Annotated in this window: 10 protein-coding genes; all 10 read right to left on the minus strand. The window is 56.1% G+C overall.

Going from position 1 to position 15324, the window contains the following annotated elements; all coding sequences use genetic code 11:
• Positions 1 to 26: 26 nt before the first annotated feature.
• A complete protein-coding gene (locus tag HU218_RS02560; RefSeq protein WP_174873386.1) occupies positions 27 to 968 on the minus strand; it encodes a lysylphosphatidylglycerol synthase transmembrane domain-containing protein in 942 nt (313 codons plus the stop codon).
• Between the two features lie 6 nt (positions 969 to 974).
• Positions 975 to 1376, minus strand: coding sequence for a GtrA family protein (locus HU218_RS02565; RefSeq protein WP_174873387.1), 402 nt, complete (start codon positions 1374 to 1376; stop codon positions 975 to 977).
• The gene (locus tag HU218_RS02570) at positions 1373 to 2662 is read right to left on the minus strand and encodes an NAD(P)/FAD-dependent oxidoreductase (protein ID WP_174873388.1); all 1290 of its coding nucleotides are present in this window, start codon (positions 2660 to 2662) and stop codon (positions 1373 to 1375) included. Before HU218_RS02570 ends, HU218_RS02565 begins: the two co-directional genes overlap by 4 nt.
• Before the next feature lie 2 nt (positions 2663 to 2664).
• Positions 2665 to 3612 carry an NAD-dependent epimerase/dehydratase family protein gene (locus tag HU218_RS02575; RefSeq protein ID WP_217450691.1) on the minus strand — a complete coding sequence of 316 codons (948 nt, stop codon included), beginning with the start codon at positions 3610 to 3612 and terminating at the stop codon, positions 2665 to 2667.
• A gap of 64 nt (positions 3613 to 3676) precedes the next feature.
• A complete protein-coding gene (locus HU218_RS02580; RefSeq protein ID WP_174873389.1) occupies positions 3677 to 5368 on the minus strand; it encodes a hypothetical protein in 1692 nt (563 codons plus the stop codon).
• A gap of 107 nt (positions 5369 to 5475) precedes the next feature.
• Positions 5476 to 6228, minus strand: coding sequence for an SDR family NAD(P)-dependent oxidoreductase (locus HU218_RS02585; RefSeq protein ID WP_174873390.1), 753 nt, complete (start codon positions 6226 to 6228; stop codon positions 5476 to 5478).
• Positions 6228 to 7523, minus strand: coding sequence for an FAD-binding protein (locus HU218_RS02590; protein ID WP_174873391.1), 1296 nt, complete (start codon positions 7521 to 7523; stop codon positions 6228 to 6230). Before HU218_RS02590 ends, HU218_RS02585 begins: the two co-directional genes overlap by 1 nt.
• On the minus strand, positions 7520 to 8950 hold the full coding sequence (locus HU218_RS02595) for a UbiA family prenyltransferase (RefSeq protein ID WP_174873392.1): 1431 nt from the start codon (positions 8948 to 8950) through the stop codon (positions 7520 to 7522). The genes HU218_RS02590 and HU218_RS02595 overlap by 4 nt, the downstream gene beginning before the upstream one ends.
• A 181-nt stretch (positions 8951 to 9131) precedes the next feature.
• Positions 9132 to 10547, minus strand: a complete 1416-nt coding sequence (locus HU218_RS02600) for an FAD-dependent oxidoreductase (protein WP_281357099.1) — start codon at positions 10545 to 10547, stop codon at positions 9132 to 9134.
• Between the two features lie 83 nt (positions 10548 to 10630).
• Positions 10631 to 15076 carry a glutamate synthase large subunit gene (gene gltB, locus HU218_RS02605; RefSeq protein ID WP_174873393.1) on the minus strand — a complete coding sequence of 1482 codons (4446 nt, stop codon included), beginning with the start codon at positions 15074 to 15076 and terminating at the stop codon, positions 10631 to 10633.
• Between the last annotated feature and the right edge of the window lie 248 nt (positions 15077 to 15324).

The raw sequence follows: 15324 nt of genomic DNA on the forward strand, positions 1-15324 counted from the left end.
CCGCCCGCAAGAATGGGGATGGAGGGTCAGACGGCGGCGCTTTCTGGCAACTTCCACTCCGCCAGCACAATGGCTGCCATCCCCAGCAATACGGCAAACCACATAGTGGCAAAGCGGATACCCACCGCAGCCAGAACAGCCGTTGCCATCGAACCGCCCTGCCACAGCAGGCTGCCCACGATGACCGACTCGGTAGAACCTATGCCGCCCGGCAACATGGAAGCCGCCCCCGCCAGCATCGCCAGTGGGTAACTGGAAAACAACGCCAACCACGACATGCCGGGGGACAAAGATTCCACCAGCCAGACAAAGGCCGTAGCAGTAAGCGACCACGCCGCCACGCCCGCTACGGCGGCAACCGCCAGGTCTTGCCAGCCCAACCAACGCAGTCCACCCCGCATACCTCGGCGCAACAGGCGCATGAGCCGATACGATCTGTGGCAACGGTGCCAGCGCAGCTTCGCATGCAACCGTCCCAACCAGCGCGGCTGTCTCATCAGGATGGCCAGTAGCAGCAGCACCACACCTACAAACAGGGCCAGCACAGGAAACAGCGGCGCGGCCAACATCCCAGGCATGGTCAACAGCAGTACCACCAATAAATCCCAGCCACGCTCATAGATAAAAGCTGACAGGACCTGTTCGTGCGATATGCCCAGCCGTTGCAGGTAGCGAATACGGATCAGCTCCCCCACTTTGCCCGGCGTGGCGGTATAGGCGAAGCCGGACAGATAAATGTAAAAGCCCAGCCAGAAGGGCTGCGCCTGTCCGGCACGTTGCAACAGGTAATGCCAGCGCAGATAGCGCAAGAAAAAGGACAGCAACGCCATGCCCATCAGTACCGGCATGATGCTGGCGAGCACCGGTAAACGGGCAAACATGTCATGCCGGGCATCCGTAATCAGTAGCGCCGTCAGATAACACGCAGTCAGTGCAGCAAATGTCAGTAATGGTCGATTCCGCTTCATGCTGTATCAGCGGAAAGACCAGCGTTTGTGTCCCAGATAACTGGTGAACACCGGGGCTGCCACCCCGATGGCGTGGGCGATCTCCCGGCTGAAGTGGGTCACACCAAGCATGGGCAACAGGTAGAGCGCCATGCCCATGCTGATCAGCCAAGTCTGTATCACCGCAACCAGATTGACCAGGGTGAAATACAGCGCAGAACGGTGCATAGACTGGCTGCTTTGCTTGAAGACAAACATTCTGGCCAGCACAAAAGCAGTGATCATCCCGGTGAGGTAGGCCAGGATTACCGCGGTGGAGAAGTCACACCAGTGGTTGTACACAATGCGCGAGCCAAAATTGACCGCAGCAGCCAGCCCCCCGGTCAGCAGGAACACCAGGAACTGGCGCGACATGAAGTGACGGATCATGCCACCGCCTTTTGTGCCAGTGCCCGGCCATAACCGATGCTCTCGGAAATGCCACGGTCTTCCGGATAGTAATACGAGGTATCCGCCACCCACAGGCCTTGAACCGGCAATGCGGCCGGCGGCAGCTGCTCCAGATAACCCGGATCGCAGATCGGCTGTGCATGACGATAACGGCTAGCCCGCATGGCGATGAAATCGTCGTCCTGCAGCTCCGGATTGATCTTCTTGAGATAGCGCTTCACTTTGCCCAAGAACACTTCATCCGGTTCGGCATACTTGGCATGTTCCCAAGGCATGTAAAACGGTACATAGACAATATGCTGGTCTAGCGGGCGCAAATTGCTGTATTCCACCAGGCCAGGAATATCCATTTCCTCGTCATTGGTGTTGAGCCAGAAGTTTTCCGTTACCGGCTTTTTCAGCTTGGCAATGACACAAACGACGGCGATGTTCTTGATCTGCTGGAATTTCTGCAGCACATCTGCGGGCAAGTCCGGCATGATTCTGGGGATAAACGGCAACGGGACCGTGCTGATGGCCTTGTCAAAGGCTTCGAACCCGGCGGCGGTTTCCACACCGCGCACTTTGCCTTCAGCCATCACCACCCGGTTGACCGACGTGCTCAGGCGAATCTCCCCGCCATGCGCCGCAATATCATTCCGCATGGCTTGCAACAAGGTCGCCGAGCCGCCCTCCAGAAAACCCAGTTTTTCACGGAACAGGCTGTAGCGTGATCGACCGATACGGCGGATACGGCTCCAGATCCAGGCGGCAGACAGATTGGAGCTGTAGTGGTAAAACTTGTAATCAAACAGGCGACGCCACAGCACTTCATAAGCCTCTTCGCCAACCCAGCGGCGGATCCAGCCAGTCGCCTCGACATGATCCAGTGGCTTCCAGTCGTTACGCTTGGTGCAGAGAAAGGCATGCAGGCCGTAACGGAACTTCGCCACCAGGCCCAGCCCTTTGAAACCGAGCAAGGCCAGCGGATTCCCCCAGGGCTGCAAGCGGTTCTGAAACCAGTAACCCATCTTGGTTTCCACCCATTGCATCTTGCTGCCCAGTTTCAACTCGTCCAGCACCTGCAGGAAGGCATGGTCGGAGATGCAATGAAAATGGTAGTAGCGCTCAATATCCAGGCCATCAAAATCAAAAGTGGCAGTCATGCCGCCAACCCGGTCATCCGCCTCAAACAGAACCGGAACATGACCATCGCGAGCCAGTTGATAAGCAACGGCCAAGCCCATTGGACCGGCTCCCAGTACGGCGATACGTTGTTTTTGCATTCTCAGAAATCCAGTACTACCTGGCTGTATTGCGGGTCATTGAAAGTTGCGTCCACAGCCTTGCTGAAAGGTGTTGCCGTCACCTGGAAAATGGCAGGCCAATCTATGACCTCAAATTCGTCATGAGCAACCAATGCCTTGAGCTGATCGGCGGTAAAGGGCGGGTCGCGGTCAAACAGCGCCCAAGTCTTCAGCAAAACGTAGAATAGTCCATAGGGAATGTGCAACAGCATGGTTCTGGCAGCGACAGCCTTACGGATGGCACGGATGATATCTACGTAGTCGATCTTCTCCCGGCCACTGATATTGAATACCTGCCCATTAATACCGGATTTCAGGCAACTGACGATAATGCTGGCGAAATCGCCGACATACAGCGGCTGGCGCATATAGCGGCCATCACCGGGAATGGGAAACACCGGCACCTTCTGCATGAAGCGCGACAGCCACCCCAGATGCTTGCGATCAAACCAGCCAAACATCAGGGTCGGCCGCAATACCACGCAATTGATGCCACTGGCCAGCACCATTTCTTCCTGCTCTTTCTTGGTGTTGGTGTAATCATCGTTCGCCACCGACTCAACCACCGACGAACTGATATGCACGGTGTAGGGAATGTTGTAGCGCCTGATGGCCGCCAGTACATGCTTGGTAGAGGTGATATTGTTCCGGACGAAGGGCTCCTGCGTGGGTGCGCCGATTTGTGCCTGCAGCATCACCAACGCTGCGGCACCTTCGAAGTGGCGCTCCCACTCACCCGGTTCTGCCAGATCAGCATACTCGACGGTAATGTCACGATGCAGGCTACGTAGAATCTCCAGATTGGCCTTGTGCTTGTCCAGCACCACCAGATTGGTATATCCCGCTCTTTTCAGGTGAACCACCAGATTCTGACCTACCAGACCGGCACCGCCGGGTAGAATTATTTTATCGCTCATCAGCATTTCCATTTTGATTGCTTCCTTTCCTTAGTCATCAGGAAGCAATAGATATAAGTCTATTTTGGATGAATCATCACTTCATGACGAAATGGCACTGCGGCGCACTGCCTATTCCGTACATGGATTGCGTCAACAGAGATTTTTTGACGTAACCACCAAAACCTGAATTTCTGGCAGTACTACCAAATTTGGTTCCGACATCATCTCTCGGCATGCCGACGATGGCATATCCCGCGATCAAGCCTTGATCATTAACAATGGTCATTCGCTCTGGTGATTTTTTATCAATCGACGAATAGACCCAACCATCAATACGGATGTAATCCGGAGCACGCCCCAGCCCAGCGACATGATCGACCGAGCCAATACATCCATGTACATTATTCACATCTAGTTTCTTACCAATACTGCCCATCATTTCAGAAAATGGCGGCCTTGCAAAAACAGAAATGCCCTGAGTTGCCGCCTCGCCACTTATCTTCAATGAATAATCCGGATCGGGAAACAAAGTTTTCAGATACTCCGTATCATTCACTTTCAGGGCTAGAGCAATCGCAGCTTGCTGACGCACTTTATATATAGTATCTACTGGTTTCAGCACCTTCAGCTGAAAACCAAGCATGGCTACCATCAAGAGAATAGTGCCTGTACACAGCATTTTTTTACTGTTTATGCTTGTGAAAGCAAAGGTTTTTCCCATTACTAGCGCCAATGCGGCCCATGCCATGATGGCCGGCGTGGTGTATCTGGTCTCCAACGCCTGTTCAACACCGAATATTAAACGCCCACCAGCCGTACCAACTGCAGTTCCGATGATGTACGCGATAAAAAACAGTAGTGCAAAAACAAATGCCGATTTTTGTTTTTTTTGCCATTGCCGGTAAAGAGAAAGCAATGCAAATGATACAAATGCCCCTCCTGCCAAGACTGCAGCAACCGGCCCCAAATTTCCCTTACCTAACAGGTAATGAAATGGGCTACCAATATACATCAAGACATAGCACAAAAAACGGTCAGGTCTTTCCAAGAGAGCCGCCATTAAATGACCATGTCCATCTGGGGCTTGGTAATGAAAAAAATACGCAATGGGAAAGATGACTGCCGCAATAAGTAATACAACACATTTACTTCCATCTAGTCTCAGCAAGCAGGCATAGATGAACATCAGCGGAAAAGCCAGCACTCCATTTGCCATAGAGCCAATTGCCAAGGCTGCGCAACAAAAAGCAAGAATAAAATATATAACCTGGCGGAGCTGAGCATACCGCGCAAGAAAATAAAACGCACTCAAGGGCAACAACTGAGCCAGAATAAACTGAGACTGAAATGCCAGATAAAAATTATCAGATTGTGTCAGTAAAAATACCCAAGAAAACAAGGTAAAAACAAAAGTCAGAAAATAATCTTTCGAAAGTTGCTCTTCATAGGCAAGATCTTTTGCATAAAAATAAAAAATCAGACCACTAACAGCAAAAAGGCAATAATTTGCAAACACTGAAAAAATACTAACATCTCCGAAAAATTCAGAATCCAGCCAGAATATTATTCTCGCCAAAAGAATTCTATGTTCGTTATGCTGCTCCCACCATACACCATAATCACCAGCACGTACTTTCAGCAAAAAATCTATCGTACCATCCCACATATCCCAAAATGGAATAGCCGTGTAATTTTTCCAACCACCAATAATAGCCAGCCCAAACATAAAAAAAAAGACGGTCACACTAAACGAAAGCAAATACCTAGCACCATTCAATTTCTTCACTTCCCCACCTCAACTCAGCATTCAAATGTTCAATCAAAAAAATGATCAAAACATCATGACACAATACAATTAGATAATATCCAGAGCAGAAACTATCTTTTACTCAGCTAGATATCGAGCTTATTAAAAATAACACGCGGCAAATGCCGGATGATCAGCATGATCAACTGCCACTTGGCCGGTGCATAAATAACCGTTTTGCCACCTGCCACCCCGGATACGATGTTGCTGGCCACCTGTTCCACGCTCGCCAGCTTAGTCCCGCTGCTCTTGAGATGCGCGGTCATCGGGGTGTCGGTCGGGCCCGGCTTAACCAGCACCACTTGAATCCGGCTGCCGGCAAAGCGGTGCTGCAGGCCTTGTGCATAACGGGTAACCAGGCCTTTAGCGGCGCCATACACATAATTGGACTTACGGCCGCGATCCCCGGCAACCGAACCAATCAGCACCAGTTTGCCCTGCCCTACCTGTTCCAGTCGGCTGGCAAAGGCTTCGGCAAACAGCACCGGCGAGATGGCATTAACTTCGAGTGCGACACGGTTGTGTTGCAGGTCTTGCTGACAAACAGCCTGCTCGGGCAGGGAGCCATGGGCCAGCAGTACGATGTCGGGACTGACAGCGGTACAGGCCTGTTCTACCGTCCGGGCAATGGCTTCCGGCTGCAGAAAGTCGCTGATGATGGTCTGAATCAGGCACTGCGGGGCACGCACGCGCAAATCGGCTACCACCCGGTCAACGCGCTGCGCATCTCGTCCGATCAGCACCATTTCTTCCACGCCTTGTTGCAGCCACAGTCGAGCGCAATGCTCGGCCATGGCGGAGGTGGCACCCACAATCACAATTTTACGCAGAGTAGACATCAGTATCCGATCAGACGGCGCGACAAGGCTGAACTTAAGCCCGGGTCGCGGTAATTGAGGAACTCGGCCAGCCGGGGATAGCCAGCCTCGAACAAGTCGCGCGGCATGCGCGCATCCTTGGCCATGTACAGACGACCACCGGCCTCGCGCACAATGGCATCCAAGCGCTCGAACAAGGCCAGCGTCTGTGCGCCCTTATTGGGGAAATCCAGTGCCAGCGTCACTCCGGGCTGTGGAAAACTCATCATGCCCGCGGCTTGACGGTTACCGAAAGTTTTCAGCACCGCAAGGAAGGAGCCGGCACCAGCGCGGGTAATTTCTTTTAGCATGGCGGCGACGGCTTCTTGACCAACTTGTCGTGGCACCACGCTCTGATATTGGTAAAAGCCGCGCGGGCCATATATGCGATTCCACTCCAACAGATTGTCCAGCGGGTAGAAATAACCGGCATAGTGCTGGATGCGGCGACCAGACTTTTGTGCCTGCGCGTGGAAATAGGCCGCATTGAAGGGACGCAACGATAACGGATTGATGAGTGAAACCGGCGGCACCAAGGGAACAGTCAGCGCCTTGGCACCAGGTTCTGGCTGCCGGATGTCTGCTGCTGCGTGGTTACCGCGCATGAAAATACCGCGACTGCGACTGCCAGACATGCAGTCGATCCAGGATACCGTATGCTCCCATTGCGCTTCTGAGGCATCGGCCAGCTGGAAAAAGTCATCCAGCGTGTAATACGGACAGGTTTCCGTCTCCATCCACGGCCCGGCTACCGGGCGCAATTGCAGGCAGGCCTGGGTAATGACACCTGTCAGGCCCAACCCACCCACGGTGGCAGCAAACCAGTCGGTATTCTGCGCAGGGCCACACTCGATCACGCTGCCATCGGTACGCAACAGGCGCAGCTGTCGGACATGGTCGCCAAAGGAACCATGCACATGATGGTTCTTGCCGTGCACATCATTGGCAATGGCCCCACCTACGGTCACCAGTTGAGTACCGGGGGTGACGGGCAGAATCCAGCCACGGGGAATGAAAGTACGCTGGATGTCTCGCAGCAAGATGCCGGCTTCACATACCAGCAGACCGGAAGCCGGGTCGAAAGAAACGTAGTGATCCAGCGCAGTGGTTTTCCACAATGTGCCCTGCGGATTCAGGCAGCTGTCGCCATAGCTGCGACCCATGCCGTGCGGCAGCGCCCGCGGCCCTTCGGCCAGAGGCGGCAGATTACTGGTGCTGCCAAGCATGTTCACTGCGTGATGCTCACCACTGAGCCGGCCCCATGAATACACCTTCATGCCATGCCTCCCACCGAACCGGCCAGCAGCAACAGGGCAAATACCAGGCCAGCCACCAGACTGGCCTTGTCCTTCACTGCAAACACCAGCGGATCGTCATGCATCTGGCCGCGTACCGCCCTCAGCCACATCCAGCTGATCCAGAACAGCATGACCGGCACCGTACCCCAAATCCATTCCGGATTGCGATACAGCAGCAGCACTTCCTTGCTGTTCAGGTACATAGCCAACACCAATACGGCAGAGAAACCAGAAGCAATGCCTAACATCTGCACCAATGGCGCATCACTGGAGTAATAGCCACGGCCATGGGCTTTGTGCTTGTTGTGCAGTATCTGCATTTGCAGTTCAGCAAAGCGTTTGACAAAGGACAGCGACAGGAACAGGAAACCGGAAAAGGCAAGCAGCCAAAACGATAGTTCCATTGATACTGCAGCAGCGCCTGACAGTATCCGCAAGGTATACAGCAAGGCCAGCGTAAGGCAATCTACCAATGCTAGCTGCTTTAACTTCAGCGAGTACAGGCACGTCAGCAGAAAGTAGCCTACCAACCAAGATAGAAAGCTGCCACCCACATATAGTGCGACGGCGAAACTGGAAACCATTAAAAAGGGAGCAATAATACAGCCTTGCCATACAGGAACCGCTCCGGACGCAAACGGCCGCTGACACTTGCGCGGATGATGCCGGTCACTTTCCAAATCCAGCAAGTCGTTTGCCACATAGACCGAAGAAGCACATAGGCTAAATGCCACAAACGCCAACAGCAGCTGCATCCAGGCATCAAGCTCACCAATCCGGTGCGCAGCTATCAGTGGAGTGAACAACAACACGTTCTTCAACCACTGATGCACCCGCAATACTCGGCCCCATACCGCAAAACCATTATTTGGCCCTTCAAAGACACGCTCTACTTCGACACATTCTTCGGCATCCTGCTGTACCGTGCGCGATGCATTCACTACGATACCTTTTCGCGCATGCTCCCAAACAGCAAAGTCGGCGCTGGAGTTGCCAGCATAGTCAAAACCTTTCTCTCCGTAGCGCCGGACGAGTGCATCGGCCTTATGCTGGCCTGCCAAATTGACTTGACCCTCACTCGCCATTACGTCATCAAATAAATCCAAATGGTTTGCAATGCGGTCTGCAATCAGTCTGTCAGAAGCAGTACAAAGAACAAGCTTGCGACCTTCTTCACGCTGTTCACGCAACCAGCAGAGAAAAGATTGGTTATATGGCAAGGTAGCCGGGTTGAAGTCAGCAACCAATGCAATCTTTTGTTTTAAAACAGACTTTCCTTGAGCAAGCCAAACTGGAAATTGCAGCAATGAGAGCGGTTGGCTTTTCAGAAGGCTCAGCGCAGACTCATGCAGCATATCCGAGTGAATCAACGTTCCGTCCAGATCCACGCATAAAGGGGGTTGCATTAGTACTACCTTATTTACATAACCGGACGAAGAATAATCGATTTTTCTTCTTTTGAAAAAACAGCTGACAGCCAGAAAACATCTAGATGCCATCAAAAACCAGGAACACGATTCTGCGTTGCTTGTACTATGTAAAAAACCCGCCATAAATGGCGGGTTTTTTACATTATGAAAAAAAACATTACCACACCTGCAGGTAGCTCAGCATCCCCTCCGCCGCCTGGCGGCCTTCGAACACGGCCCGCACCACCAGGTCGGCGCCGCGTACCTGATCGCCGCCGGCGAAGATTTTCGGGTTGCTAGTCTGGTACTTAATCTCACAGTTAGCGCTGGCAAGAGTACGGCCGTTGGCCGCAACGTTGATGCCCTGGCGCTCGAACCAGTCGGCAGCTTCGGCCTGGAAGCCGAAGGCGATGATGACGTGGTCGCACTCGATGACTTCTTCGCTGCCCGGCACGATCTCGGCATTACGGCGGCCCTTGGCATCCGGTGCTCCCAGGCGTGTCTCCGCCAGTTTCAGGCGCAGGCTGCCGTCGGTGGCCTGTTCGATGCCCATCGGCTGGCGATTCCACAGGAACTCCACGCCCTCTTCGCGCGCGTTGTTCACCTCGCGCTTGGAGCCCGGCATATTGGCCTCGTCACGACGGTAGGCGCAGATTACTTTCTTGGCGCCCTGACGGATGGAGGTGCGGTTGCAGTCCATGGCAGTATCGCCACCACCCAGCACCACCACGCGTTTGCCTGCCATCGATACCGGTGCTTCGCCAGCCGGCAGGGTGTCCAGACACTGGCGCACGTTGTTGATCAGGAACGGTAGTGCTTCCAGCACACCCGGCAGGCTTTCGCCTTCAAAGCCGCCCTTCATGTACTTATAGGCGCCCATGCCCATGAACACCGCGTCGTACTGGCTGAGCAGCTCTTCGATCTGGATGTCGCGGCCGATCTCGGTGTTGAGGCGGAACTCCACCCCCATGCCTTCCATGATCTCACGGCGGCGCTTCACTACGGCCTTTTCCAGCTTGAACTCGGGGATGCCGAAGGTGAGCAGGCCGCCGATTTCCTCGTAACGGTCGAACACCACCGGACGCACACCATTGCGCACTAGTACGTCGGCACAGGCAAGGCCGGCCGGGCCGGCACCGATGATGGCGACCTTCTTGTCGCTCCACACCACCTTGGACATGTCCGGACGCCAGCCTGCCTTATAGGCTTCGTCGGTGATGAATTTCTCGATGCTGCCAATGGTCACCGCGCCAAAACCACCCTGCTCCAGCGTGCAGGCACCTTCGCACAGGCGATCCTGCGGGCAAACGCGACCGCAAATCTCCGGCAGGCTATTGGTCTTGTGTGACATCTCGGCGGCTTCGAACAGCTTGCCTTCCTTCACCAGCTTCAGCCAGTTGGGGATGTAGTTATGTACCGGGCACTCCCACTCGCAGTAGGGGTTGCCACAGGACAGGCAGCGACCAGCCTGGTCACCGGCGTCCACCGCGTGCAGCGGTGTGTAGATTTCTTTGAATTCGATCTTGCGCACCGCGACTTCGACCTTGTCGCCGGGGTTGCGCGAGAGCTTCATGAACTGGAAAACGTCACCCATGATTCCGTTCCTCGGATGTTGCGGCCAACGTTGGCCGCACATCGGTATTTCCGTGTAAAGGGGCGGACGTGCCGCCCGTCCCTTTAGTCTTTCAGCAGGCTGTCGAGCTTGGCGGCCTTCGGCTTCACCAGCCAGAAGTAATCCACGTAGTCGTCGAAGTTCTCCAGCATGGCGCGGCCGGTTTCGGAGCCGGTCAGTTCCACGTGCTTGGCGATCTTCTCCAGCAGGTAGGCGCGGTACATGCCCATCGCTTCGCCGTTGATCAGGTGGATATCCACCAGCTCGTTGTTGTAGCGGTAGGCAAACTTCTCGGCGCGGTCGAACACGAAGGCAAATCCCCCGGTCATACCGGCGCCAAAGTTGTAACCGGTCTCGCCCAGCACGATCACGCTGCCGCCGGTCATGTATTCGCAGCAGTGGTCACCCGCACCCTCGATGACTGCCAGCGCGCCGGAGTTACGCACCGCAAAACGTTCGCCAGCCACACCGGCGGCGAACAGCTGGCCACCAGTGGCACCGTATAGGCAGGTGTTGCCGACGATAATGGACTCGCCCGACTTGTAGCTCGCGTCTTTCGGCGGGTAGATCACCACGCGGCCGCCAGCCATGCCCTTGCCGACGTAGTCGTTGGCATCGCCCTCCAGCTCCAGATGCAAGCCGGATGCGTTCCACACACCGAAACTCTGGCCGGCCGAGCCCTGGAACTTCACTTTCAGGCAGCCGAACGGCAGACCCGCCGCACCGTGTACACGGGCGATCTCGCCGGACAGGCGGGCACCGATGGAGCGGTGGGGGTTCTCGATACGGGAGGTCAGCTCCAGCATCTGCTTGTTGTGGATCGCCGGCAGCGCATCCTGCAGCACCTGCTCGGCAAACTCGCCCTTGTCGAACGACGGGTTGGAGTCTGTGACGCAGTAACGCGGCACGCTATCCGGCACCGAGCCTTGCGACAGCAGCGGGCCAAGGTCCAGCTTCTGCTGCTTGCCGGTGGCACCTTCGCGCAGCGCCAGCAGATCCATGCGGCCGATCAGCTCTTCCATGTTGCGGGCGCCCAGCTTGGCCATCCACTCACGGGTTTCCTGAGCGATGAACAGGAAGTAGTTCATCACCATTTCCGGCAAGCCGATGAAGTACTTGGAGCGCAGCTTCACTTCCTGGGTGGCCACGCCGGTGGCGCAGTTGTTCAGGTGGCAGATACGCAGGAACTTGCAGCCCAGCGCGATCATCGGGCCGGTGCCGAAGCCGAAGCTTTCGGCGCCCATCAATGCTGCCTTGATCACGTCGAGGCCGGTCTTCAGACCGCCGTCAGTCTGCACGCGCACGCGCCCACGCAGACCGTTGGCACGCAGCACCTGCTGCGCCTCGGTGAGACCCAGTTCCCACGGGCTGCCGGCGTATTTCACGCTGGTCAGCGGGCTGGCACCGGTACCGCCGTCATAACCGGAAATGGTAATCAGGTCGGCATAGGCCTTGGCGACACCGGCGGCGATGGTACCCACGCCCGGCTCGGCCACCAGCTTCACCGACACCAGCGCCTTGGGATTGACCTGCTTCAGGTCGAAAATCAGCTGGGCCAGATCCTCGATCGAGTAAATGTCATGATGCGGCGGCGGCGAGATCAGGCTGATGCCCGGCTTGGAGCAACGCAGCTTGGCGATCAGCGGCGACACTTTGTCGCCCGGCAGTTGGCCGCCTTCACCCGGCTTGGCGCCCTGGGCTACCTTGATCTGCAGCACTTCGGCGTTGACCAGGTAATGCGGGGTGACACCGAAGCGGCCGGAAGCCACCTGCTTGATCTTGGACATCTTCTCGGTGCCGTAACGCGCCGGATCTTCGCCGCCCTCACCGGAGTTGGAACGGCCACCGAGGCGGTTCATGGCAGTTGCCATCGCTTCGTGCGCTTCCGGCGACAGAGCGCCCAGCGACATGCCGGCAGAGTCGAAACGCTTGAGGATGCTTTCCACCGGCTCCACTTCGTCGATGGAGATCGGGGTGATGCCATCCAGTTTCAGTTCCATCAGGTCGCGGAACATCGCCACCGGACGGTTGTTCACCAGCTCGGCATATTGCTTGTAGGCGTCGTAGTCGGTGTTCTGTACCGCCTTCTGCAGCACCTGCACCACGTCAGGGTTGTAGGCGTGGTACTCCTCGCCGTGCACGTATTTGAGCAGGCCGCCCTGGGTAACCTGACGCATCGGATTGAACGCCAGCTTGGCCAGTTTTTTCTGGTCGTCTTCGAAGTCGTCGAAGTTGGCGCCAGAGATACGCGATACCGTGCCCTTCAGGCACAGCTCGACCACTTTTTCGTGCAGGCCGATACCTTCGAACAACTGGGCACCACGGTAGCTGGCGATGGTGGAGATACCCATCTTGGACAGCACCTTCATCAGACCCTTGTTGATGCCCTTGCGGTAGTGCTGCAACGCCTCGTTGACGCGCAGTTGCACGTCGCCGGTCTGCACCAGGTCGACAATGGTCTGGTACGCCAGGTACGGGTAGACGGCAGTGGCACCATAGCCGATCAACGCCGCCATCTGGTGTGGGTCACGTACGGTACCGGTTTCCACCAGGATATTGGCCTTGCAGCGCAGGCCGGAATCCATCAGCGCGTGGTGCACTGCACCGGTGGCGAACAGTGCGTGGATCGGCAGACGGTTGGCCGCAATGGTGCGGTCGGACAGCACCACGATCACGCTGCCTTCCTGTACCGCTTCCACCACGTGGGCGCACAGTTTGCGGATGGCGTCTTCCAGCGTGGTTTCCGCCGGGTCGTAGCACAGATCGAAAGTGGTGGCCTTCAGGTACGGCTCGGTACGGGTGGTAATGCGCACGAATTTCTCGCGCGACAGCACCGGGCTGCGCACTTCCAGACGCTTGGCGTGCTCGGCGGTCTCCTCGAACATATTGCGCTCGGGGCCGAACACGGTGTTCAGCGACATCACGATGGCTTCGCGGATCGGGTCGATCGGCGGGTTGGTCACCTGCGCGAACTGCTGGCGCAGGTAATCGAATGGCGAGCGCACTTTCTGGCTCAACACCGCCATCGGGGTATCGTCGCCCATCGAGCCGACGGCCTCCTGGCCGTCTTCGGCCAGCACGCGCAGAATCTGGTCGCGCTCTTCAAAGCTGATGTTGAACAGCTTCTGGTAAGTCAGCAGCTGCTCTTTCGGCCACGCTTCCAGGCCGGCATCGTCCTCGATCGACAGCTCCAGACGCGAACCGGCGTCCTTGATCCACTGACGGTACGGTTTGGCGGACTTCAGCTGGGCATCGATGTCTTCCGGGTACAGGATTTCACCGGTCTGCAGGTCGGCGGCAAACAGCTGGCCCGGCTTCACACGGCCCTTCTTCACCACGTCTTCCGGCTGGTAGTCCCAGACACCGACTTCGGACGCGATGGTGAGGATATTGTCCTTGGTCAGCACCCAGCGTGCCGGACGCAGACCGTTACGGTCCAACATACAGCCGGCATAACGGCCATCAGTCAGCACGATGCCGGCCGGGCCATCCCACGGCTCCATGTGCATGGAGTTGAATTCGTAGAACGCGCGCAGATCCTTGTCGGTGCTGTCCACGTTCTGCCATGCCGGCGGCACCAGCAGGCGCAATGCGCGGAACAGCGGAATGCCGCCCATCAGCAGGCCTTCCAGCATGTTGTCCAGCGACATGGAGTCGGAACCGTCGGTTTGCACGATCGGACGGATGGCATCCATGTCCAGGTGTGGCGAGGTCATGATGCGCTCGCGGGTACGCGCCCAGTTACGGTTGCCCTGCACGGTGTTGATTTCACCGTTGTGCGCCAGGAAGCGGAACGGCTGCGCCAGTTTCCACTGCGGCCAGGTGTTGGTGGAGAAGCGCTGGTGGAAGACCGCCAGGCTGGACTCGAAACGCGGATCGGACAGGTCCAGATAGAACTTGTGCAGGTTTTCCGGTGTTACCAGGCCCTTGTACGATAGCGTGTGCGGCGACAGGGTCGGGATATAGAAATACGGATCGTCGACCTTGTTGGCTTTTTCAGCCAGACGGCGCCCCATGTACAGACGGCGCTGGAATGCCAGCTCGTCCATGCCGAACGGGCAGTTGACGAACACCTGGTGGAAGCTGGGCAGCGACGCCATCGCCTGCTCGCCACAGGCATCCAGGTCGATAGGCACGGCACGGAAGCCCGCCACTTCCAGACCCTGGCTTTCCAGATATTCTTTCACACGGTTGCGGCTGCGCTCGCCATCCTGCGGATGACTGAACACCAGGCCGGCGGCGTAGGTTGCCTTCAGCGTAATGCCGGCCTCGGCCGCCACTTCGCGCAGGAAGCCGTCCGGCTTGCGGAACAGCAGGCCACAGCCGTCACCCGACTTGCCGTCTGCCGCTACCGCACCACGGTGCGTCAGCTTGGCCAGCGAGGAAATCGCGGTTTGTACCAGCCAGTGGGAAGGTTTGTCGTCCAGCTGTGCGATAAGGCCGAAGCCGCAGCTGTCCTGTTCGAAATCCGGGCGATATAGAGTGCCCTCCAGCCAGCGCTGTCTGTCCATCGTTTGTCCCTGCTTATAATGTGAAGCGAATGACTTCGATTCTAAGGTCAAGATAGCTGACCTGCAACCGCTTTTTGTGCGACGCATTATCTTAACAAAAACAATAAGTTGTAGTTATTTGCACGCAAATTTCACCTGCTTCACAAAGCTCAAAGTTTACGTTTTAGGGACATTAACCTTCAAAAAAACGACAGGAAAATATTGTATTTTCACCCCTACAAAATACTGAATTTCAAATATTGTCAGAC

This window comes from Vogesella oryzae, assembly GCF_902829295.1.
Taxonomy (GTDB): domain Bacteria; phylum Pseudomonadota; class Gammaproteobacteria; order Burkholderiales; family Chromobacteriaceae; genus Vogesella; species Vogesella oryzae.